15 protein-coding genes are annotated in these 22,907 nt (G+C 75.5%); 6 read left to right on the top strand and 9 right to left on the bottom strand.

All coding sequences use genetic code 11. The features are described from left to right. Window positions 1-57 precede the first annotated feature (57 nt). On the top strand, window positions 58-510 hold the full coding sequence (locus ACH4PY_RS05085; RefSeq protein WP_398175971.1) for a hypothetical protein: 453 nt from the start codon (window positions 58-60) through the stop codon (window positions 508-510). A 23-nt stretch (window positions 511-533) separates the two neighbouring features. Here the strand turns inward: ACH4PY_RS05085 and ACH4PY_RS05080 are convergent, their stop codons facing one another. Next, window positions 534-1,421: a LysR family transcriptional regulator gene (locus tag ACH4PY_RS05080; protein ID WP_398175969.1), complete on the bottom strand. Its 888-nt coding sequence runs from the start codon at window positions 1,419-1,421 to the stop codon at window positions 534-536. Between the two features lie 156 nt (window positions 1,422-1,577). On the opposite strand from ACH4PY_RS05080, the gene ACH4PY_RS05075 reads away from it, so the two are divergent. Then, window positions 1,578-3,089 carry an MFS transporter gene (locus ACH4PY_RS05075; protein WP_398175967.1) on the top strand — a complete coding sequence of 504 codons (1,512 nt, stop codon included), beginning with the start codon at window positions 1,578-1,580 and terminating at the stop codon, window positions 3,087-3,089. A 79-nt stretch (window positions 3,090-3,168) separates the two neighbouring features. Here ACH4PY_RS05075 and ACH4PY_RS05070 read toward each other — a convergent pair whose 3' ends face one another. Beyond that, window positions 3,169-3,468 (bottom strand): hypothetical protein, encoded by a 300-nt coding sequence (locus ACH4PY_RS05070; RefSeq protein WP_398175965.1) that lies wholly within the window; start codon window positions 3,466-3,468, stop codon window positions 3,169-3,171. A 414-nt stretch (window positions 3,469-3,882) separates the two neighbouring features. Here ACH4PY_RS05070 and ACH4PY_RS05065 point away from each other — a divergent pair, with 414 nt between their 5' ends. Continuing rightward, window positions 3,883-5,529: a translation initiation factor 2 gene (locus tag ACH4PY_RS05065; protein WP_398175963.1), complete on the top strand. Its 1,647-nt coding sequence runs from the start codon at window positions 3,883-3,885 to the stop codon at window positions 5,527-5,529. Between the two features lie 27 nt (window positions 5,530-5,556). Here ACH4PY_RS05065 and ACH4PY_RS05060 read toward each other — a convergent pair whose 3' ends face one another. The 4 genes from ACH4PY_RS05060 to ACH4PY_RS05045 form a co-directional block, all read right to left on the bottom strand. Continuing rightward, window positions 5,557-7,620, bottom strand: coding sequence for a hypothetical protein (locus ACH4PY_RS05060; protein WP_398175961.1), 2,064 nt, complete (start codon window positions 7,618-7,620; stop codon window positions 5,557-5,559). 126 nt (window positions 7,621-7,746) lie between these two features. Continuing rightward, window positions 7,747-8,913 (bottom strand): oxygenase MpaB family protein, encoded by a 1,167-nt coding sequence (locus ACH4PY_RS05055; RefSeq protein WP_398175959.1) that lies wholly within the window; start codon window positions 8,911-8,913, stop codon window positions 7,747-7,749. Window positions 8,914-9,041: 128 nt separating this feature from the next. Continuing rightward, window positions 9,042-10,100, bottom strand: coding sequence for a polyprenyl synthetase family protein (locus ACH4PY_RS05050; RefSeq protein ID WP_398176100.1), 1,059 nt, complete (start codon window positions 10,098-10,100; stop codon window positions 9,042-9,044). Continuing rightward, complete coding sequence (locus tag ACH4PY_RS05045) at window positions 10,093-10,440, bottom strand: polyprenyl synthetase (RefSeq protein WP_398175957.1); 348 nt, start codon at window positions 10,438-10,440, stop codon at window positions 10,093-10,095. Before ACH4PY_RS05045 ends, ACH4PY_RS05050 begins: the two co-directional genes overlap by 8 nt. A gap of 413 nt (window positions 10,441-10,853) precedes the next feature. Here ACH4PY_RS05045 and ACH4PY_RS05040 point away from each other — a divergent pair, with 413 nt between their 5' ends. Next, window positions 10,854-11,993: a hypothetical protein gene (locus tag ACH4PY_RS05040; RefSeq protein ID WP_398175955.1), complete on the top strand. Its 1,140-nt coding sequence runs from the start codon at window positions 10,854-10,856 to the stop codon at window positions 11,991-11,993. A gap of 531 nt (window positions 11,994-12,524) precedes the next feature. Here the strand turns inward: ACH4PY_RS05040 and ACH4PY_RS05035 are convergent. After that, window positions 12,525-14,936, bottom strand: a complete 2,412-nt coding sequence (locus ACH4PY_RS05035) for an ATP-binding protein (protein ID WP_398175953.1) — start codon at window positions 14,934-14,936, stop codon at window positions 12,525-12,527. 232 nt (window positions 14,937-15,168) lie between these two features. On the opposite strand from ACH4PY_RS05035, the gene ACH4PY_RS05030 reads away from it, so the two are divergent. Together ACH4PY_RS05030 and ACH4PY_RS05025 are read left to right on the top strand one after the other, a co-directional pair. Beyond that, on the top strand, window positions 15,169-18,360 hold the full coding sequence (locus tag ACH4PY_RS05030) for an AfsR/SARP family transcriptional regulator (protein WP_398175951.1): 3,192 nt from the start codon (window positions 15,169-15,171) through the stop codon (window positions 18,358-18,360). A gap of 637 nt (window positions 18,361-18,997) precedes the next feature. Continuing rightward, on the top strand, window positions 18,998-19,480 hold the full coding sequence (locus tag ACH4PY_RS05025; RefSeq protein WP_398175949.1) for an ATP-binding protein: 483 nt from the start codon (window positions 18,998-19,000) through the stop codon (window positions 19,478-19,480). A 57-nt stretch (window positions 19,481-19,537) separates the two neighbouring features. On the opposite strand, the gene ACH4PY_RS05020 is transcribed toward ACH4PY_RS05025, so the two are convergent. Both ACH4PY_RS05020 and ACH4PY_RS05015 read right to left on the bottom strand, forming a co-directional pair. Then, entirely contained in the window at window positions 19,538-20,377 is an 840-nt protein-coding gene (locus ACH4PY_RS05020) for an SAM-dependent methyltransferase (RefSeq protein ID WP_398175948.1), read from the bottom strand. A gap of 165 nt (window positions 20,378-20,542) precedes the next feature. Beyond that, window positions 20,543-22,870: a glycosyl hydrolase family 95 catalytic domain-containing protein gene (locus ACH4PY_RS05015; RefSeq protein ID WP_398175946.1), complete on the bottom strand. Its 2,328-nt coding sequence runs from the start codon at window positions 22,868-22,870 to the stop codon at window positions 20,543-20,545. Between the last annotated feature and the right edge of the window lie 37 nt (window positions 22,871-22,907).

Here is a 22,907-nt window from a genome sequence, read left to right as displayed (position 1 = left end):
TACTTCACAGGATTCGGACATCCGTTGGGGGACGGGTGCGGGGAACGAGGGGGAGACATGCAGTACCGCATACGCCGGGCCGCGCTCGCGGTGGCGGCTCTCGCGGTCACGGCGGGGCTCGCGGCCTGCGACGGGCCGGACAAGGTGTCGGGCCGGCTCGACACCACCCGGCACGTCGCGGAGTCGAGCAGCCTGCGCAGCCGCCCGCACATGGAGAAGAGCTGCCACGCCGGCACCAAGCGGGTCAAGCACTCGTCGGGCCACGGCAGCAGCAAGCGCACCTGGTACACCGACGAGAGCACCCGCGTGTGCTCCAGCGTGCAGCACGGTACGGAGACCTACCGGCACGTCGACCGCCCGGAGCGGTGGTGCGTCCGGCTGGACGACGTCGGCGGCAAGGAGTCGCGCGACGACGTCTGGTACCACGTCAAGAACAGCGTCTACCGCGACGCGCTGAACCTCGGCAGCGGCGGCCGGATGACCTTCGTGCCGGACGGCAACGGCTGCTGAACCCGGCCTGCCGGGAGGGCCGTTCAGCCGCGCGCGGCGAGCACGTCGCGGGCCGCGGCGACGAAGGCGGTGACCAGCGGGCCCGCGGTGGCGGGGTCCCAGGCCAGTTCGATGCGCAGCGGCTCGGTGTCGGTCAGCGGCACCCACACGATGTCCGGACGGGCGTAGAACGCGGCCATCGAGGCCGGGGCGATCGAAGCGCCCTGGCCCGCGGCCACGTTCTCCAGCATCTCCTCGGCGTTGCGGTTCTCCGCGCCCCAGCGGACCGGGCTGCCGTCCGGCCGCGGATCGACCGCCCACCAGCTCACCCACGCGCGCGGCGCCGCCCGCGTCCAGGCGAGCGGCACGTCACGGATGTCGGCGAGGGTCAACGCGGGCCGCCTGGCGAGCCGGTGGTCGGCGGGCAGCGCGATGACCCGGCCCTCCTCGGCGAGCGGCAGCCGGGCGAGCCCGGTCAGATCGGCGGGCAGCCACACGTACGCGACGTCGATCTCGCCCGCGCGCAGGGCGGGCACCTCGCCGCCCCAGTTGTAGCGCTTGAGCTCCAGCTCGGCGCCGGGGCGCAGCGCGGCGAACCGGGCGCGGACCCGCGGGCCCAGCGTCCCGGCGCCGCTCGCCTCGAAGCCGAGCCGCAGCCGCCCCGCGTCACCGGTCGCGTACGCGCGGGCGACCTCGCCGAAGACCTCGGCGGCACGCAGCACCCGGCGGGCGTGCTCCAGCAGCGCGAGTCCCGCGTCGGTGGGCTCCATGCCCTGCGGGTGGCGGGTGAACAGCACGACGCCCAGCTCGTGTTCGAGACGGCGGACGGTGTGGCTGAGGGAGGGCTGGCTGATGAAGAGCTTCCCGGCGGCCCGGCCCATGTGCCGCTCGTCCGCGACGGCGACGAAGTAGCGCAGCTCCCGCAGCTCCATGGCACACCACTCTACGTGTGGCGATAGACGCGGTCTATGGGGCGATGAGCGGCCGGTCTTGGACGCCGCACGCGTGCCGGGGCGAGGCTCTTCGACGAGGGGCCGCACGGCCCCTGCGCCCCTCCCGAGGGCCCGCCACTCCCCCAAGGAACCCCCATGCCTCTCGGCCTCGCCGTGCCCGGAAACACCCCGCAGCGCACCGCCGCCGCCCCCTCGTCCCCCGCCCCCGACGCGGGCACCGGCACGCCCCGCGCGTACGCCCGGCGGCGGGAGGGCGATACCGGCGCACCGCGCGCCGGACGCGCGCGGTGGGTGGCGCTCGCGGTCGTCTCCGCCGTCAACGCCCTGGACTCCGCCGGATTCGCCATCGCCAACACCGCGCTGCCCGACCTCGACCGCTCGCTGCGCATGGGCCCGGCCCTGCTGCCGTGGGTCATGACCGCGTACGCGCTCGCCTTCGCCGGCTTCCTGCTGTTCGGCGGGCGCGCCGCCGACGTCCTCGGCCGCCGCCGGATGCTGCTCGGCGGTGTCGCGGTCTACGCGGCGGGCGCGGCCGTCGCCGCCTTCGCTCCCGCCGGGGGCGTCCTCGTCGCGGGCCGGGCGCTGCAAGGCGTCGGGGCGGCGCTGAGCGGGCCGCCCGCGCTGGCGCTCGTCGCCGCGATCTTCACCGACACCCGCGAACGGGCCCGCGCCATGGGGGTGTTCGTCGCGATCAGCGCCTCCAGCTTCGCGGGCGCCCTGGTCGTCGGCGGCGTCCTGACCTCCGCGGCCGGGTGGCGTACGCCCTTCCTCGCGCTGCTCGCCGTCGCCGCCACGGTGGGGCTGGTCGGGACGAAGGTGCTGCCGCGCGACACCGCCCGCACCCCGGGCGGCCTCGACCTGCCGGGCGCCGCCCTCATCACCGCCGGGCTGATGGCGCTGGTCTACGGCGTGAGCCAGGCCGAGCACGCCTCGTTCGGCAGCGTGCCGGTGCTGGGCCCGGTCGCCGCCGCGGCCGCGCTGCTCGCCGCCTTCGTCGTCCGCGAACGGCTCGCCGCCGAACCGCTGCTGCCGCTGGGCCTGTTGCGGCTGCGGACGGTGCGGGCCGCGACCGTCTCCGGCGTCGTCTTCTACACCACCATGGTCGGCCTGCTCTTCTTCGCACCGCTCTACCTCCAGGGGGTGCGCGGCTACAGCCCGCTGCTGAGCGGGCTCGCCGTCGCGCCCATGGGCCTGACGGTGGCCGCGAGCACACCGGTCGCGGCCGCCGCCGTCAGCCGCCTCGGGCAGCGCCGCACGCTCGCCACGGGCTTCACGGTCATGGCCGCCGGGCTCGCCGCGTGGACCCTCATCGGCACCGGCACGGGCTACTTCACCGTCCTGCTGCCGGGCCTGGTCGTCATGTCCTTCGGCCAGACCCTCGCGTACACCGCGATGATGTCCGCCGCCCTCACCGGCGTCGAGCCCGCCCGCCACGGTGTGGCCGGAGCGGTCAACATCACCGCGCAGCAGATCGGTTCGGGCCTGGGCACCGCCGTCCTCGCGACCGTCGCCGCCGCCGCGACCGGCCCCGGCACCGCGGGCCTGATCCACGGCTACCGCGCGGGCGTCGCGACCGCCGCCGCGATCGGCCTGCTGGGCGCGCTCGCCGCGGTGGCGCTGCTGCGCCGGGACCGCACGGGGGCGTGAGCGCAACGGGCGGGACCCGGCACGGGGGGGCGCGGGCGCGCGAGGGCCCGCGCCCTGCCGCGTCCGTGACAGGGCCCGGTCACGCACGCGGGCGGGCCGTCGTCGCACGGAAGGGGTCGCGGAGGGCCTGCGGGCGGCCGGGCCGGGGCGCGGAACGCCACAGGACCAGACCGTGCGCCCGCTCCCAGCGGGCCGTCGCCACCGCCGTGACCAGGCCGGACACATGCACCAGCGGAAGGATCAGCCCGGCCCCGGGGCCCAGCGTGTGCCACAGCGCCAGGGGCGGGAGCAGCGCGTAGCAGGCGTTCCGCCGGTAGCCGCGGGCCAGGTTCCGGCGTACGGCGCGTACGCTGTCGGGCTCCGCCCGCGGATCCGGCACCCGCAGGACCCGCTCGGCGGCCGCGCCCCCGCGGGGCCGTTCCAGCAGCGCCGCCGGTCCCCGGCGTGCCGTGCGGCCCGCGCCTGCTCACCGCCCGCGATCCGGGCGTACCAGTCCGTGACGATGCTGCCCGCGACCGCCGAGCCCGCGGCGATCAGTGCCGTCCCCCACTCGCCCACGGGCCCCATTGTCGCGGGAGCGCGCGCCCCGCGGGCGGCTTCCCCGCAGGTCACCGCGCCCGGTGCGGGCCGCGCGTTACGATCGGGCCATGTCCTCCGTACCGCCCGCGAAGCCGCCTCTGATCAGCGGAAACGCCAGCGCGGACGCAGCTGCGGCTCTACAGTGGAGAATCGCGGCGACGGGCGACGGGCGACGGGCGACGGGCGACGGGCGACGGGCGACGGGCGACGGGGCATGAGGACGGTGCTGCTGGCCGCGCGGTCGGACGTCGCCATGTACCGCCTGCTCGACGTGCTGCCGGTCTTCGAGGGTGACGCCCGGATCACCCGGCGTTTCACGCTCGTGCCCGGTTCCGCCTTCGGTACGGACGCGCTCGCCGCGGTCGGAGCGGCCGGTGGGCGGACGGTGCCGTGGGAGGAGGCGTGCGGGCGGCCGTACGACCTGATCCTCACCGCGAGTCCCAAGGGCGCCCTCCAACTGCTGTCCGGCAAACGGGTGTTGCTGCCGCACGGGGCGGGGTTCGGGAAGGCCGTGCCCGCGGAGGGCTCGGCCATGACCGCGTCCGGCCTGGACCCGGCGTATCTGCCGCCGTACGACGAGCACTTGGTGCTGCATGCCCTCGCGCACCCCGACCAGATCGCCCAACTCGCCGCCTCCGCACCGCATGCCGCCCCGCGGGCCACCGTCGTAGGCGACCCGACGCTGGACCGGATCCTGGCCTCGCGCTCGCTGCGGGACGGTTACCGCCGGGCGCTCGGCACGGGCGGGCGGCGGCTCGTGGTGCTCGCCTCCACGTGGGGCCCGCACTCGCTGCTGCGCCGACGCCCCGACCTGCCCGCGCGGTTGGCGGCCGCGCTGCCGGTGGACGCGTACCAGCTCGCCCTCGTCGTCCACCCCAACGAGCGGGCCGTGCTGGGTGACTTCGAGCTGGCCGAGCGCCTCGCCCCCGCGCGGGCGGCCGGGTTGGCGGTCAGCGCCGGGTACGAGGAGTGGGCGGCGGTCCTCGTCGCCGCCGACGTCCTGGTGACCGACCACGGTTCCGTCGCCCTCTACTTCGCGGCGGGCGGCCCGGAACGCCCGGTGCTCGCCGCGTGCGACGGCGGGGGCGAGGTGATACCCGGCAGCCCGATCGACGTCCTGCTCGCGGGGGTCCCGCGGCTGGCGCGGGCCGCGGACCTGCCCGCCGCGCTCGCCGCGTACGAGCCGGGGGCGGCCGGGCGGGCGGCCGGCTCCGCCTTCGCGGCGGACCGGCTCGGCAGTTCCCTCCCCCGGCTGCGCACGGAGCTGTACACGCTGCTCGGCCTCGACCCGCCCTCGGGCGCCGTACGGGCCCGGCCGCTGCCGCCGCCCGCGCCGCCGTCCCGCCTCCCGGCGGCCTTCGACGTGCACGTCCACCGCGGGCCCGACGGGCTGCGGGTCGAGCGCCTCCCCGCCGGGCTCGGGCCCGCCGGGCACCATCTGGCCGTCGAACACGGCAGCGCGGGCGAGCACTTCGCGCGGACCGCGGGCCTGCTCTACCGCCGGGCTGCGGCGCCCGCGCCCGGTCCGTACCGGGAGAGCTGGACGGCGGAGGGCTGGACCGGGGCCGTGCTCGACGACTACACGGGCTGCCGCACGGCGGCGGCGATCCTCCCGGACGGCACGTGCGTGCTGCGCCGCCGCGACGACCCCGCCGTGTGGGCGCTGCGCGCCGCCCCCGCGGCGCACGCGGGCCGCGTCGTCCACCCGGACCCGGCGGCGGCCCTGTCCGCCGTCCACGCGGCCCCCGCGTCACCGGCCGCCGCACTGCACCCGGGCACGTACCACTGCCTGATCGGCGGGCGCGCCTTCCGCCTCACCCTGACCCCCGCGCTCCCGGAGCAGGCCGGATACGTCCTGTAGCGGCCCGCGTATGCCGCCCGGCGGCGGCTACTCCAGCCCGTTGCGCTGCCGGATCGCGGCGGCCTCGGTGCGGTGGGCGGCGGCTTCGGCGGGGCGGCCGGAGCGCTCCTCCAGGGCGGCGAGGGCGTCGAGGACGCGGGCCCGGTCGAAGTCCGAGCCGCGGCGGCGGGCACCGGCCAGCGACTCCTGGTAGAGCGCGCGGGCCCGGTCCGGTTCCCCGTGGGCGGCGAGCAGATGGGCCAGGGCGAAGCCGGTGCGGGCGGCGATGCGGTCGCGCCGCCCGTCCGCGAGGGCCGCGGCGTGCGCGCGGGTCAGCAGTTCCTCGGCCTGGGCGACGTCGCCCAGTTCGGCGAGGGTCTGGCCGAGGCGGTAGTCCTGGAGCAGCACACCGTAGGTGTTGCCGATGGACGCCTGGAGGGTGCGCGACTCGGCGTAGCGCCCGGCGGCGGAGGCGAGGTCGCCCTTGCGGGCGTCGAGCATGCCGCGGAATTCCAACGCCGAGGCGCGCAGTTTGACCGATTCCGGGTCTGCGGGCAGGAGTTCGGCGGCGGCGAGCGCGGCGGCCATCTCCGGTTCTGCGGCGTCCGGGTCGGACGGCCAGAGCCAGCGGGCGAGTTGGCAGCGCATACGGATCGCGCCGTGCAGGTCGCCGGCGCGCAGCGCGCTGTCGCGGCCGAGCCGGAAGACGTCCAGCAGGTCCGCCTTCGGCGGGTGGTCCTGCGCGTACGTCCACGCGCTCTCGCACAGGGCCACGCACAGCGCGTCCTCCCCCACGGCGTGGGCGAGCCGCACGGCGGCGAAGAGGACGTGCCGGTCCTCGTACATCCACTGCGACGGTGCCCGTACGCCGTCGGACCGCTCGCCGGGCACGGGCGCGGGTACGACGCCGGTCACGCGCGCCGCCCCCGGTCCCTCGCCCGTGGCCTGGACGGCGAAGAGGACGTCCGGGGCGCCGGGTTCCTGCGGGGCGAGGGGCTGGACGCGCAGCCGGGGGCCCGCGAGGAGCAGGTCGGCCTGCTGCCACTGGCGGTTCTGCCAGCGCAGGAAGCGGCGCAGCGCGGCGGCGCGGTCCTGCGGGCCGGTCGCGGTGAGGACCGAGTCGGCGGTACGGCGGGCATGCGCGCGGCGGGCGTAGGACAGGCGCAGTCGCGCCGCGGGGTCGCGGAAGGCCTCGCGGACGTCCGCCAGGCCCTGTGCGTGCAGCTCCTCCAGCGCGCTGTCGGACGTGTCCGCCCCGCGGCCGAGCAGCGCCGCGGCGGACGCGCGGGTGAAGGAGGGGCCGGGGTGGAAGGGCAGCAGCCGGTACAACTCCGCCGCTTCGGGCGACAGTTCGCCGTAACCGACGTCCAGGACACGGTCGACGACGGGCGCGACCTCCTCGTCCAGGACGCCGCGCACCTCGCCGAGCAGCCGGGTCAGCGGGCGCAGTCCGTTGCGGCGCAGGGTGCACGCGGCGATGCGCAGCGCGGAGGGCGAGCCCTCGCACAGCCGCACCAGGGCCTCCACCGCGTCCGGTTCGGCGGCGAGGCGGCCGTCGGTGACGATGCCCTCCAGCAGTTCGCGGGCGGCGGTCTCGTCGAGCGGCCCGACCGGCAGGTCGAGGCCCGCGCCGCCGTCGAGGTCGTGCAGCGGGCGGTGGCCGGTGGTGATGAGCACGCCGTCGGAGGCGGGCAGCAGGTCGGCGACCTCGGACCCGTAGCGCGCGTTGTCCAGCACCAGGACGACGCGGCAGCGCGCGGTCACGGCCCGGTACTGGCGGCGGCGGGCGGCGAACGCGGTCTTCACGGACTGCGGTTCGACGTCCAGCGACTCCAGCAGCTGCGTCAGCACGTCGCCGGTGTCGAGCCAGCCGTCCGGGCCGCGGTAGTCGTCGAGATCGACGGCCAGCACGTGCGTGTAGCCGCCGCCGTCGTGCAGGGCGCGGCCGATGCGGTAGGCGAGCGCGCTCTTGCCGACGCCGGGCGGCCCGCTCAGCGACAGGGCGACGGCCCGGCCGCTGCCCGCGCCCTCCAGGGCGGCCCGTTCGGCGCGGGCGCGCTCCTCGTCGCGGTCGACGAACGGGCGTGGTGCGGCGGGCAGTTCCACTGTCATCGCGACTCCGCTCCCGCCGTCCGCGGCCGCCCCGGCAGCGCGGGGCACGCCCTCAAGATCCTCGTCCTCACTCTAGATGCCCGGCCACGCACTCCGGGTGCGAACCGCGCGGGGCGCGGCGCCGGTTCAGCCGACGGAGGCGGGCGGGGGTGTCCAGCGGCGGGTGCGCGGGACGGCGTCGGACACGCCGTAGTCCTTCCGGAGTTCCTCGGGGATGGCGTAGTGCATGACGCGGCCGCGGGTGAGGGAGGACAGCTCCAGGGCCGTGGTGAGGTGGCCGAGCCGGTCCAGCGCCCAGGCGCCGAGCGGCGAGCGGTCCTCGATCGTCTCCAGGACGTTCAGCAGGTGCGGGACGGCGCGGACGACGGTGTCCCAGGGGGTGCGCGGGACGCGCAGCCAGTCGCCGCAGGTGTCGCCGACGAGGTAGCGGATGAGGGCGGAGACGAGCGGGTCGAGGAGGGTGCCGGGCACCACTTCCTCGTACAGGTCGATGAGTTGGCGGGTCAGGTGGGCGCCCTCCTCGGACGGGCCCATGTTCGCGACCATGTAGCGGTCGAGGAAGTCCCGTGCGTCGTCCAGCGTGCGGGGCACCGCGTCCTGGTCGACGCCGAGCATCGCGCCGACGACCCGCCACGCGTAGTAGTAGGCCTCCGCGCCTTCCTGCGTCATGTGGATCCCGAGCCGGTGCAGGCTGTCGAGCACCAGCAGCGAGAAGAACATCTGCCCGCCGATCATGTCCTGCTGGCAGATGGGCGTGCCGAGTTCGGCGGTGTCCCAGTGGCCGTCGCGCCGCAGGTGGTGCCGGATCGACGCGTGCAGGAGCCGTACCTTCTGCGCGGCGGGGACGAACCTGCCGCCCGCCTCGAAGGCGTCCGGCTGCATCAGGTGGACGGTGAACTGCCCGGTCTCCGCCATGCGTTTGGACGGGTAGCTGAGTCCGTGGGTCGTCGAGAGCAGCCGGGCGACGCGCGGCACGACGTAACAGGCGGGCATGGAGGCGAAGGACAGGGCGGTGGAGATGTGGACGTTGTTGTCGATGAAGAACAGCCGCGCCCGCTCCATCACGCTCCAGTCCACCCACGGCGGCGGCACGCGGGTGGCCTCCAGGTAGTCGCGCGCGACGTCCGGGAGCCCGTCGGGCAGCGGTGATCCGGCGGTGGAGACGTACCGCATGAGGGTGTTGAAGGTGCCGACCTCACCGCGTTCGAAGAGCGCGGCCACGGTGGCGTCGGCGAGTTCGTCGCCCGCGTGCAGCAGGGCGTCCATGGAGGTGTCGTCGTCGGTGGCGGTCATGGCGGCCTCCTCGGCTGGGCGCGCGGATCGCACGCGCGGGGTCGTGGGCGGCGGGGTCGTCGTGCGGCGGGGGTCGTCGTGCGGCGGGCAGGAAGGGAGCCGGGCAGGAAGGGAGCCGGGTGGGCCGGTCAGGCCGTGCGTTCCGTCGCCGAGCGGGCCAGCGCGGTCAGCGCGCCCGACGCGTACGCCGGGATGTCCAGGCCGCGCAGCGCCTCCAGCGACGCGGCCACCCGCGCGCTGATCATCTCCTCGACCCGTTCGGGCGCCCGCAGCCGCCGCATGACCTCGCGGACGGCGTCCAGCGCGGCCGCGCCCGCGTCCCGCCCGCGGCGGCCGAGGGCGGCGCGCAGCCGCGCCCGGTCGGCGGTGCCCGCGAGCTGCCAGGTCTGCGCGAGCAGCGCGGTGGGGCGGCGGCCGCGTACGTCGTCGGCGCCGTTCTTGCCGGTACGGTCCGGGTCGCCGAAGATCCCGAGCAGGTCGTCGCGCAGCTGGAAGGCCTCGCCGAGCGGCAGCGCGTACGCCGAGTAGCCCGCGCGCAGCCGCCCGCCCGCACCGGCCAGCGTGCCGCCGATCAGCAGCGGGTGCTCCACCGTGTACTTGGCGGTCTTGTAGCGCACGACCTTCAGCGAGGCCTCGGTGTCGGCGGCGGCGCCGGTGCGCAGGATCTCCAGGCACTCCCCGGCGATCAGCTCGCGCGCCATCACCGCCCACAGCGGGCGGGCCCGCGCGAGGTAGGCGGCGGGCAGCCCGCTGGTGGCGAACATCTGCCCGGCCAGTGCCATGAGCAGGTCGCCGACCAGCATCGCGAGCGAGCGCGCGGCCGCGGGGGCGCCGGGGCGGCCGCGGACGGCGGGGCGCAGCGCGATGTGCGCGGTGGGCCGGCCGTGCCGCAGCGGGCTGTCGTCGATGAGGTCGTCGTGCACGACGGCGGCGGCGTGCACGAGTTCCATGGACGCGGCGGCCCGCAGCAGCGCGTCGCTCTCCGGCTGCCCGGCGCCCCGCCAGCCCCAGTAGCAGAAGGCGGCCCGCAGCCGTTTGCCGTCCACGGCGGCGGCCGCGACCTGTTCGGCGACCGGCCCCAACTGCGGGTCGATGGCGGCGAGCTGGCCCGCCTCGGCCCCCACGAAGTCGTGCAGCACGTCGTCCACCCGGGCCTTGAACGCCGCGGGCTCCCAGCGCTCAGGCACCGCCGCCACCGCCGTCCCGTACCGCCGTCTCCCGTACGCCCGACACGCGTACGCCCGACCCGCGTGCGGCCGACCCGCGTGCGGCCGCCTCCTCCCGCGCCGCCGCCCGCGAGTTGCGGGCCAGCACCTCCAGATGCGCGGGCGGTACGTGCACGTGCCGGTCGAGCGCCAGCCGGCCGCGCGCGGCGAGATCCTGCCCCGCCTGCTCGGCCAGTTCGGGGCCGTCCGCGCGCCCCAGCAGATCCCGCAGGGCCCCGACGGCCGCGCCCAGTGCCCCGAGCGCCACATCGGCGACCCCGGCGGCCACCAGCACCGCCTGCCCGTCCAACCCCGCCCGCATTGCCGACCGTTCCGCCATCGCAACCCCCGTGGGCTCGCAACTCCCGGGCGGCACATGCCAGATGCCGCTGTCACGAGCGTCGGCCCGCGACGTCACGGCCTGCGGCGGAAACTCACGAACGAGGGATCAGGCCGTTCTGACGTGCGAATCCGGCCATCGGCGCGTCGCGTGCTCACGGAACGGGAAGCTCCGGCCGCACATCCAGGCTTCTGCAAGCTTCCTGCAAGGGTCCCGGCAGGATTCCGTCCACCCGCTCGGGCATCCCGTCACCAGGTGCGGGCGGCGGACCGCCGCCCGCGGCAGACAGACAAATCCTGGGGGATTTCGTGTCAGCGTTACGACCGGTCGGGAGGATACCGGGCGCCGGAGCGCGCCAGTATCTGACGGTTGTCGGGTGCAAGAGGATCCTGGTGGTGACCCAGACCGTCACCTACGCCAAACGTCTCATGGACGTGCTGTCCGTGATCGACGGGGACTTCAGGGTGCAGGCGGTCTTCACCGCGCCGCCGCACGTGTTCGGGGACGAGGTACCGGCCTTCCTCGCCCGCATGGGATGCGCGGTCATCCCGTGGGAAGAGGCCCTGCAGATGGACTTCGACCTCGCGCTGGCCGCGGGGCGGATCGGCGTCGAGGGCATCCGGGCACCGCTGGTGACCATGCCGCACGGCGCCGCCTACCTCAAACGCGTGCTCGGGACGAACGATCCCGGGGTGGCGGGGCTGCGCCGGGTGGACCTGACGGCCGCGGGGAAACTGCCCGCGGCCGTCGTCCTTCCGCACCGCGCCGACCTGCGCGACCTGCGGCGGCAGTGCCCGGAGGCGCTGCCGCTGGCACGGGTCGTCGGCGACCCGGTGCACGACCGGATCGTCGCGAGCCTGCCGCTGCGCGGGCGCTTCCGCCGCGCGCTCGGTCTCACCGGGGGCCGCAAGCTCGTGGTGGCCGCGTCCACGTGGGGGCCGTGGTCGTCCTTCAGCCGCTTCGAGGCGCTGCTGCCCCGGCTGCTCGGCGAACTGCCGCGCGAGTCGCACCGGGTGGCGATCCTCGTGCACCCCAACGTGTACTCGGGGCACGGCGCCTACCAGGTACGTTCATGGATGGCGAGCTGCCGGCGGGCGGGCATCGCCCTCGTGCCGCCCGACGCGGACTGGCGCAGCGTGCTCGTCGCCGCCGACTGCATCATCGGCGACCACGGATCGGTCACGCTGTACGGAACCCTGACGAAGGCCGCGCTGCTGCTCGCCGGTCCCGCCACGGAGGAGACCAACCCGGCCTCGCCCGCCGCCGCGCTCGCCCGGACCGTCCCCGCGCTGTCGCCGAGCCACCCGCTCGTCGACCAGCTCGCCTACGCCGCCGCCGAGCGGCGGGACACCGAACGGGCCGCCATCGCGGCCCGGATCACCTCCGAGCCCGGCCGCTTCGTCCGCAACATGCGCACCCTGCTCTACCGGCTGCTGAACCTGGGCGAACCCGCCCACGCCGCGGTGACCGAACCGCTGCCGGTGCCCCCGCCCTGGCAGACCCTGGTGGGCGGCCCCGACCGGAGGTCGGCATGACCGGCCTCGTGACGGTACGCCGCCACCCGCCGGGCACGGCCGCCGCCCCGGCCACGGGCGGGCTGACGGTCACCCTGCGGTGGGGGGTGCGGCGGGTGACGCTCACCGCCACGCCGGGGGCGGCGGGGGCGCCGGGGACGGCGGGCGCGCACCCCGCCGGGCCCCGCCGGCGCCCGGCCGCGCTCGACGAGCACTTCGTCCTCGACACCGACAGTCGGCCGGGCAGTGCCGCGGCCGCCTACGCCGACGTGCTCACCGGCAGCCGCCTCCGCACGGCGGCCGAAGCCCGCGCGTGGCTCGCCACGGCGCTGGTCCGGCACCCCGGCGCAGCGCTCGCCGCCGTCCCGCTCACCGAGGGCGGCTGGGCGGTGGCCGGGGCGGCGCACCCGGGCCCGCTCGTCCTGGGGCCGCCGGGCCCAGGCCCGGCCCGGGGCCCGGGGCAGCACCCGCTGCTGCCGTCGTGCCTGCACGCCTGCCTCGTCCTCGTGCCGGGCGCGACGCTGCGCGGCCTGGCCGCGGCGGCGGTGACCGTCACGGACTGCCGGGGGCCGTACCCGGAGGCGTGCGGGGCGGGCTGTCCGGCGGGCTGTACGGCGCCGCGCCCGACGGACCGCCCGGCGCCGTGTCCGCCCGCGTATCCGGCGGACCATCCGGCGGACCGTCCGGCGAACCGCCCGACGCCACAGCCGGATCCGGATCCGCGCCAGGCCCCGCCCCCGGACCCGCTTCAGGCGGCGCGGCCGCCCGGGCGGGCGCGGGCGCATCCGTGGCCGGGTCCGCTGCTGCCGGTGCCGCGGGCCGGGGCTGCGCGGGAAGGGCGTCCCGCAGCCGGCCGGCGTCCGCGGGGCTGGTGAGCTCGTAGCAGGCCAGCGCCCGCGAGTGCAGGGCGGCCGCCGCCAGGTGGTCGCCGCGCTCGCGGGCGCTGTCGCCGAGCATCTCCAGGGTGCGCGCCTGCCAGTGCGCCGCCCCGGACGCGGTGAAGACGGCGAGCGCGCCGTCCATGTCCGCCACCCCGCCCGGGTGGTCGCCGCCCCGCGCGCGGGCCCTCCCCAGCAGGGCCTGGTTGCGTGCGGCGTCGTGCGTGTCGCCGACCGACGTGTGCACGGCGCGGGCCCGCGCGAAGCACTCCGCGGCGCGCGTCGCGTCCCCTTCCGCGAGGGCGATCTCGCCGAGGACGGTACGGGCCAGGGCCGTCCCGCGCGGGTAACCGCACTGCTCCCACAGGGAGATGGCCTCCTCCAGGTACGGCACGGCCTGTTCGGGACGGCCCGCCTCCCGGTGGCAGCGGCCGATACCGAGCAGGGCCTGGCCCTCGTCGCGGACGTCGCCCGCGGTGTGCGCGGCCTGCCGCGACTCCTCGTAGCGCGCGATGGCGGCGTCGAAGCGGCGGGCGGCATTGAGGCCGATGGCACCGGAGTTGAGCATCTGCCGCTCGGCGCGCGCGTCGCCGTCGGCGCGGGCGGCGGCGAGCCCGATGTCGTACGCCTCGATCCACAGGTCGTAGTGGCGCATGCGCAGGAAGAGCGGCCACATCGCGTCGGCGGTCTGCCAGGCGAGGGCGTGCCAGCCGCGGGCGGCGGCGGTCCGCAGCAGGGTCATGAGGTCGTGGCGGCGGGTGTCGAGCCAGCGGGTCGCGCCGAGGTCGTCGGTGAAGGGCGGCGGGAGGTGTGCGGGCGGGTGGACGTAGTCGCGCGGGAGCACCAACTGCACGGCGGTCAGGCGGGCTTGGGCGGCGGTGGCGGTGTGCAGGTACCAGTCGGACACACGGCGCAGTGTCGTGTCGGGGCCGCCGTCCGCGGTGTCGGCGGCGCCGAGCGCTCCGGCGTGCACGCGGACGAGGTCGTGGAAGCGGTAGCCGGGGCTGCGGCCGCCGTGCTCGGGACCGGTGGCCTCCAGCAGGTTGGCCTCGGTGAGCTGGTCGAGGCGGTCCTCGGCCCAGCGCTGCGGGCGGGCGCACGCGGCCGCGGCGGTGGGCGGGTCGAAGACGGCGAGCGGGAGCTGCCCGAGGCGGCGGTAGAGGAGCGCGGCGTCCGGGCCGAGGCTGCCGTAGGTCGCGTCCAGGGCCTTGCGCACGGTGGTCTCTCCTTCGATGTCGAGGGCGGCGAGGCCGTCCGCGTCCGGGGCGAGGGCGTCGGCGAGGGCCGCGACGCGCTGCCGCGGGCGGGAGGCGAGCCGCGCGGAGGCCAGGCACACGGCGAGCGGCAGGCCCGCGCAGAGGTCCACGATCCGCCGGGCGTCGGCGATCTCGCCGCTGACACGCTCGGCGCCGATGCCGCGGGAGAGCAACTCCACCCCGTCGGCCCGCCCGATGCCGTGCAGGCGGTGGAAGGCGGCGCCGTCCAGGCCGAGTCCGGTGAGCCGGCTGCGGCTGGTGACGACGGCGACGCTGCCCGGGCCCACCGGCAGCAGCGGGCGGATCTGCGCGGCGGTGAAGGCGTTGTCGAGCAGCACCGCGACGCGCAGGCCCGCGCAGCGGGTGCGCCACTCCGAGGTCTGCTCGGCGAGGTCGGCGGGTACGGCCGCGGCGCCCAGCGCGCGCAGGAAGCGGCCCAGGACCTCGCCGGGCGGCGCGGCCCCCTCCGTGGTGTGGCCGCGCAGGTCGGCGTAGAGCAGGCCGTCCGGGAAGTCGGCGGCGCGGCCGCCGAGCCAGCGGGAGACGAGCGTGGTCTTGCCCACGCCCGCGGGCCCGTTGACGACGATCAGCGGTACCGCGCCCGCGGCCGCGCCGCCGCGCCGGGCCACCAGCGCGTCGAGGTCGGCGAGTTCGGCCCGGCGGTTCACGAAATGGCCGGGAACAGGCGGTAACTGCCGCGGCACCGCGCGCGGCGCCGGTGCGTGCAGATGCACTCCGCCGTGGATGTCCCTGGCCTGTATCGCGGGCCCCCCGAGCTGGGCATCTCCCGCGATGCTGTTGCGGTGGGTCTCGTACGGCGAACGGTCCATCTGCGCCCCCTTGTCGGCCCGCCGGCGATCCGGCCCGCACGGCGCATGTGCGCCGCGCATATGCCAAACGCGCGCACGGCGCACAGGAGACGCACGCCCGGGCGGCCCGCAGCAGCGATTCGGCCAGCCCGTCCACGGTCTCTGGTGACCATTCGCACGTTCGTGTCATGCTCATCATCAAGGAGAACCAGCGGGGAATGAAGGACGGCCAGCCGGGGGAAGGCGGGCGCTGGTGGATTTCCGACTGCTCGGACCGGTGGCGGTGCACACCGGCGGACAACCCCTCGCGCTCGGCTCACCCAAGGAGCGCACCGTCCTCGCCGCGCTCGCGCTCGACGTCGGCCGCGCCGTCCCCATCGACACCCTCATCGGCCGCCTCTGGGACGGTGTCGCCCCGCCCCGCGCACGGGAGAACACCCACTCCTACGTCTCCCGGCTGCGCGGCCGGCTGAGCAAGGCCGCCCGCACCCCCGACGCCCCGCGCATCGCGAGCCGCGACCACACCTACGTCCTCGAAGCCGACCCCGCGACCGTCGACTGGCACCGCTTCCAGCACCTGCTGCGCCACGCCGCCCAGGCCGACGACACCACCGCGCTCCGCCTCTACCGCGAGGCCGACGACCTCTGGCAGGGCGAGGCCCTCACGGGCCTGACCGGCCTGTGGCCCGAGACCGTACGGCGCTCGCTCGGCGAACGGCGGCTGGCCGCGGCGGTCTCCCGCATCTCCCTGGACCTGCGCCTGGGCCACTACCGCGCCCTCGTCCCGGACCTCGACCAGCTCGTCGCCGAGCACCCCGACGACGAGACCCTCCTCGGCCTGCTCACCCTCGCCTACTACGGCAGCGAGCGCTACACCGACGCCCTGCGCGTCTACGACCGGGCCCGGCACCTGCTCATGGAGCAGTACGGGACGCACCCCGGGGACGCCCTCAAACGCATCCACGTCGGCGTGCTGCGCCAGGTCCCCGTCACGGACCTGATCCACGAGGCCGTCGCCCCCCGCCCCACGGTCCCGGCCGCCGCACCCCCCGGACCGCCCGGACCGCCCGCGGAAACCGCCGCCCGGCACGTCCCGCGCAGCCTGCCGAACCAGCCGCCGCTCATCGGACGCCAGGACGAACTGCGCCTGCTCACCTCGGCGTTCACCGCCACCGTCGGCACGGCGGGCGCCGTGGTGGCCCTGGAGTCGGTCAGCGGCATGGGCGGCATCGGCAAGACCGCCGTCGCGGTGCAGAGCGCGCTGGCCCTCGCCCCGCGCTACCCCGACGGCTGCGTGTGCCTCGACCTGCGCGGCCACTCCGCCGTCCAGGAACCCATGACCACCGCCGACGCCCTCACCCGCCTGCTGCGGGAGTTCGGCACCCCGTCCGCCGAACTGCCGCTCGACGTCGGCGAACTGGCCGAGTTATGGCGTACGACGCTGGAACGGCGGCGGGCCGTCGTCGTCCTCGACGACGTCGCCGACGCCGACCAGGTCCGCCCGCTGCTGCCGCACGGCACGCCCTCCCTCATCATCCTCACCAGCCGCCGCCACCTCACCGGCCTCCCGGCCGCGCGCGCCCTCCACCTCGACGTCCTCCCGCCCGCCGACGCCGCCGCCCTCTTCCGCCGCTTCGCCGGCGACGACCGCACCTCCGACGACGAGGCGGTCGACCGCATCGTCCACCTCGCGGGCCTGCTGCCGCTGGCCATCGAACTCGTCGCCAACCGCTTCCAGGGCCGCCCCGCCTGGACCCTCGCCACCCTCCACGACCGCCTCACCGGCCCCGACCGCCTCGACCAGATCCACGACGCGGACGGCGCCGCCCTGCGCCCCGCCTTCCAGCTCTCCTACCTGGGCCTCCCCCTCCCCCAACGCCAGGCCTTCCGCCGCCTCAGCCTCCACCCGGGCCCGGACATCACCGTCCCGGTGGCCGCGGCGATCCTCAACATCGCGCCGGGCGACGCGGAAAGACTCATCGAGGGACTGCTCTCCGCGCACATGCTGCGCGAACCGGTCGCCGAACGGTGTTCGTTTCATGATCTTCTGCACGAATATGCCGTGCAATTGGTGACGTGCGAGGACGACGAGCCGCTGCGCGAGCACATCGCCTTACGGCTGATCAACTATTACGTCCAGATGGTGGACCAGGCGGATCGCGTCGCGTACCGACGCGAGGCCGCCGAATCGGAGGACGGTGCGGCATCCCCGGCGATCTTCGCCGACGCCCCCTCGGCAATTGCCTGGCTGGCGGCGGAACGGGAGAACATCCTCGCGGTGGAACGTATGGCGCTGGCGCGCGGCCACGCCGGACTCGCCGCCCAACTCGCCTTCTCCCTCACGGGATACCTCAACGCGGAGTGCTACTGGCCCACCGCGGTGGACCTCCTCACCCGCGCGGTGACCCGGTGGCCCCCGGACGCCCCCACCGCCCACCTCTGCCGTGCCCTCCTCCGCCTCTCCGACGCCCTGGCCAGCACGGGCCAGTACGACCGCGCCGCCGACGCCGCCCGCCGCGCCCTCGACCTGGCGGTGGAACTGGCGGACACGGCGGCCCAGGCGGAGGCCCTCCGGGCGGTGGGTTCGATGCACTGGCATCGGGGGGAACATCTGGACGCCCTCAGGTACTACCAGCGGGCTTTTGTCTCCGCGACGCATTCCGGAAACGCGCAACTGGTTATTCGCCTGCACAACAACCTCGGCGTGGCGCGGCTCTACCTGGGGGACAACGACCGCGCCCTGGAGCATTTCCAGCGGGCCCGGAACGGTTTCGACGAACTCGGGGACGACAAATTCGCAGCGGTGGTCATGAACAACATCGGCGACCTGCTGCACAGAAAAGGCGAGCTGAATCTCGCCCGGGACGCGTTCGAGGAATCGATCACCCTGCTGGACCGTATCGGCAATCGACACGCGCAGGCCACGGTACGCAGCAGCCTCGCCGATCTCCTCACGGAACTGGGGGAAACGTCCGCGGCATTGGCGCTGTGCCAGGAGGCCCTTCCGGTCTACAAGTCCATGGCCGACAGCAAGGGCGAGGCCGACACCCTCATCAGCATGGGGGGCGCGATGCGCATACAGGCCGACCACGCCCAGGCCTCCTCGTGCTACTCGGCGGCCCTCCGCCTCGCCCGGAGCATCGGCGCGGCGCACCAGGAGATCCAGGCCCTGCGCGGGCTGGGCCACGTCGACTTCGAGGCGGGACGGCTCGATGCCGCCGCCCAGCACCTGCGCGCCGCACTGACCATGGCGGTCAGAACGCAGGATCTCGACGAAACCGTCGAGAGCGGAATTCTCCTGGCCACGGTTCACCGGAGGTCCGGCCTACCGCGCGAGGCCTACACGCTTTTACAACAGGCGTTCGACACCGCACGAGCACAAGGGCATCGCGAAACGGCAAATATTGGCCAGCGATTGACGGAGCTACGGCGGCATCTGGCATGATCCAATACGTTCGCTGACCCGCACCAATGGGCGGGTCGGGAACGGCTGTTCAGCATGCCACGCACCCGAAATGCACCCCGTTCCCCGCGCACGCGCGCGCAGAACCGGTGCAACAGTGCGGCCACTATCCGAAATTCGCTCGACAGGAACACCCGTGAAAGCCACTTGCACCAGAGTCGCCGTCGCGTCCGCCGTCTGCTGCCTCGCATGGATGGCCGCCGGACAGACCGCCTCCGCGGCACCGTCGCAGCTCGCTCCTTCGACGCCCGCCAGCATTCCGCATATGCCGGAGGCAAGTCAAGCTGCCGTGTCCGGCTCCTTGCCGACGGTAACCGTGGTCCGGGGCACGGCGGACATATCCCTGGTGATGCGACCGGACAAGTGCATCGTCCTGTAGGACCCCCGGCCGGGCGGCCTCGGGCGCACCGCGCCCCGGGCCGTCCGGCCGCATTCCGCCCACCCCTACCGGAAACGCCCGGACAACGGTCCGCCGGGACACATCCTGGACTTCCGGATCTGCAAATTACACAGTGTTCCTTGCCAACTTGCGTTGCCCATGGGCATATAGTGACGTGGCGTCACCGCGCGCCGCCCGAACGCCTGGCACGTACGCCTCCCGTTGAGAGGAACGCACACCGTGGCCTTACCGAGCAACGACATCCCGCGGCGGTCCGGTATCGGATCGTCCGGTACGGCGACGGCGTCCGCTTTCCGCCCCGGGGGCGGGATGACGGCGGGGCTGGGGTTCACGCTTCCCGCGCGCGGGGAGGCCATTGCCGTGGCGCGGCGGCGGGTGCGGGCGTACCTGGGTGGGGCGGGGTGCGACGGGGACACCGTGGAGACCGCGGCCCTGCTGGTGAGTGAGCTGACGACCAACGCCGTGCGGCACACCGCGAGTCCGGTCTTCGAGTGCCGGGTGCACTTCGACGGGGTGCGGGTGCGGCTGGAGGTCGAGGACCACGGCGGGACGCCGGACCGGCCGGAGCGGCGCGAGCCCGGGCCGGGGGACGTGGACGGGCGGGGGCTGCTGCTCGTGGACGCGCTGTGCGCGCACTGGGGTGTGACCGAGGCCCCGTGCGGCGGCCGCATCGTGAGCGCCGAGCTCTTCCCGCAGCCGTAGGGACGCGGACGCCCCGCGCATCGGACGCGGGGCGAACAGTGGGACGGCGGGGGTGAGTTACGGCTTGCGGGCCACGCCCGCGTACATCGCGACCTCGTCGTCCCGGACGGCGTCCTCCGTGCCGGGCTCGGGGAGCCAGCGGTGGATGAGAGTGACGCCGGGGTCGGTCAACTCCAGCCCGGCGAAGAAGGGTTCGACGTCCGCGCGGGAGCTGTCGCGGACCGGCAGACCGCGCTTGGTGTACTCGGCGGTGACGGTGGTCGCGTCGTCCGGGTCGGTGTTGGTGGTCACCGTGGTGATGGTGAGCATGCTGCCGGGGGCGAGCCGGTCGAGGTAGCGGCGGACGAGCGCGTACGCCTCCTCCTTGTCCAGGACGAACTGGAGGACGGCGATGAGGGACAGCGACACCGGGCGGTCGAGGTCGAGCGTGCCGGTGACCTCGGGGGAGGCGAAGATCGCGTCCGGGTCGTGCATGTCGGCGCGCAGGTAGGCGATGTCGCCCTCGGGGGTGCCGGTGAGCCGGGCGGCCGCGTGCACGAAGACGATCGGGTCCTTGTCGATGTAGACGACCCGGGCGGCGGGGTTCACCGCCTGCGCGACCTCGTGCAGGTTCGGCGAGGTCGGGATGCCGGTGCCGATGTCGAGGAACTGGTCGATGCCCTGCTCGGCGGCGTACCGCACGGAGCGGTGCATGAACTTGCGGTTCTCCCGCATCGAGGTGCGCAGGTTCGGCCAGCCGGCGAGCATCTGCTCGGCGGCCTCGCGGTCGACCTGGTAGTTGTCCTTGCCGCCCAGGATGAAGTCGTAGACGCGCGCGGAGTGCGCGACGCTGGTGTCGATCAGCGGCGGTCGCCCGTCCGCGTCCTCGACGTCGGGCCGGGCCAGGTCCTCGGACATGCGTGCATCCCTTCGCTGCGGGGCACCGCCCGCCCCTCCCCCGGCCGTCCCGGGGAGGGGCGCGCTGAGCAGCGGCGCCGTCGTCACTGCCGATCCGTCATATAGCGGTCAGCGTAGGCGAGTTGCCGTCGCAGGAAGGGCGAGCCGGGCACACTGCCGCCGCTTTCACGGCGTGACGTCGTACGGGGTGCCCGCGCGCAGGCTGATCGTGCGGTGGGCGGTGGGCCAGCGGACGGTGAGGGTGGTGTCGCGGGCGGCCCGCAGCGTCGCCGCCGTCAGGGCGCCGTCCGCCCAGGTCAGGCGCTCGACGGTGACGGCTCCGTGGGCGCGCAGCCCGCTGACCGCGCCGTCCGGCCAGGCGGGCGGTAATGCGGGGAGCAGCAGCAGGTCGGGGCCGCGCGACTGCACCAGCATCTCGGCGATCGCGGCCGTGGCCCCGAAGTTGCCGTCGATCTGGAAGGGCGGGTGGGCGCACAGCAGCGAGGGGTAGACGCCGCCCCCGTCGGCGTCGGCCTCGACGGGCCGCAGCATCACGCCGAGCAGGCGGTGCGCGGCGGCCCCGTCGCCGAGCCGCGCCCACAGCGCGGTCTTCCACGCGGTGGACCAGCCGGTGCCCTCGTCGCCGCGCAGCTCCAGGCTGCGCCGGGCGGCGGCGCGCAGCCGCGGGTCGGTGAAGGTGCGGCCGGGGTGGAGCCCGATCAGGTGCGAGACGTGCCGGTGGTGCGGCTCGGTCTCGGGGCGCTCGGTGTGCCATTCGAGCAGCTCACCGCGGCTGCCGACGCCGAGCGGCCGCAGCCGCGGCAGGGCGGCGGTGAGCGCGGCGACCAGGCCGGGGTCGGCGGCGGGACCCGCTTCGGCGGCGGATTCGGTGAGGAAGCCGAACAGCTCGCGGGCCAGGGTGAGGTCCATGGCGGTGGAGCGGTCCACGGACGCGGGGCCGTCGGGGGTCGCGAAGCGGTTCTCCGGCGAGGTGGCGGGGGCGCTGATCAGGTGGCCCTCGGGGTCGTCGGGGTCCTCGTGCAGCAGTCCGAGCAGGAAGCGCGCGGCCTCGGCGGCGACCGGCCAGGCGCGCTCGCGCAGGAAGCGGCGGTCGCGGCCGTGCCGCCAGTGCTCGGCGAGGTGGAGGCTGAGCCACGCGCCGCCGAGCGGCCAACTGGACCACATCGGGTCGTCGTTGCCGCCGCCGACCGGCCATGTCGCCCGCCACAGGTCGGTGTTGTGGTGGACGGTCCAGCCCTGCGCCCCGTACAGCTCGCGGGCGACCTCGCGCCCGGCGTCGGCGAGGTCGGCGACCAGGTCGAGCAGCGGCTCGTGGCATTCGGGCAGGGCGGTGGATTCCGCGGGCCAGTAGTTCATCTGCGTGTTGATGTTGACGGTGTAGTCGCAGTGCCAGGGCGGGGTGACGGAGTCGTTCCACAGCCCCTGGAGGTGCGCGGCCTGCGTGCCGGGGCGGGAGCAGGCGAGCAGCAGGTAGCGGCCGAAGTCGAAGAGGACAGCGGCGAGTTGCTCGTCGCGCGGTCCGGCGTCGGAGGCCCGTAGCCGTACGTCGAGCGGGGCCGCGTCCGCCGGTCGGGTGCCGAGCCGCAGCCGTACCCGGCCCATGGCGGCGGAGTGCTCGGCGGCGTGCACGGGCAGCAGATCGGTACGGCCCCGGGCCAGGGCGACGGCCTCGGCGGCGCGCGCGAGGCATTCCCCGGGGTCGGTGCGCGGGGCCCGGTTCCAGGCGGTGAAGCCGGTACGGACGTCGACGAGGATCGTGCACCGCGCGGCGTCCCGCACCCGCAGGGTCCCGTCGGCGACCTCGACCGTACCGGCGCCCTCGCCCGGCTCGCAGGACGCGCGGGCCAGCGCGGCCGCCGCCATGCCGGTGTCGCCGTGCTCGACGACCGGGCGGCGCTCGGCGTCGTCGCCGACATGCGAGGGGGCGTGCAGCAGCAGCGCGAGCCCGTCGCCGTCCACGGCCCGTACGGCATGGCGCAGTTGTGGGGTGCGCCAGCTCAGCTCGGCGGACAGGCGCCCCGCGGCGGCCCGCAGATCGATGACCAGCAGCCCGGTCGCGGTGTCGGCGAAGACGGTCTGCTCGACGCCGTCCGTGACGTGCCGGGCCACGCCCGTGTCGAGGTCCAGCTCGCGGAAGCGGAACGGGAAGGGCGCGCCGCCCGGCCCCGTGACGCGCAGCACCAGGTCGCCGACGGGCTGGTACGCCTCCGCGCCGCGGCCCTGCGCCGCCTTCAGCCGCTCGCCCGCGGCGGTGTGGCGCCCGGCGCGCAGGTCGGCGCGGACGTCCTCGACGAGCCCCGCGGGCACAGCGGGGTGCCCGGCGGGCGGCGGGCCGGACCAGAAGGTGTCCTCGTTGAGGGAGAGCCGCTGCTCGTGCGGCGGGCCCCAGATCATCGCGCCCAGCCGCCCGTTGCCGACGGGCAGCCCGTCGACCCAGCGTGCGGCGGGGCGGTCGTACCAGACCGGCGAGGACGGCTCCGGCGTCACGTACACGGCAAACCCCTGATCACGTCAGCTCCCCAGCCGCAGG

It is taken from the genome of Streptomyces sp. NPDC021224 (genome assembly GCF_044332905.1).
Lineage (GTDB): Bacteria > Actinomycetota > Actinomycetes > Streptomycetales > Streptomycetaceae > Actinacidiphila.
Note: the sequence above shows the minus strand (reverse complement) of the source record. Positions and strands in the feature narration are given on the sequence as shown.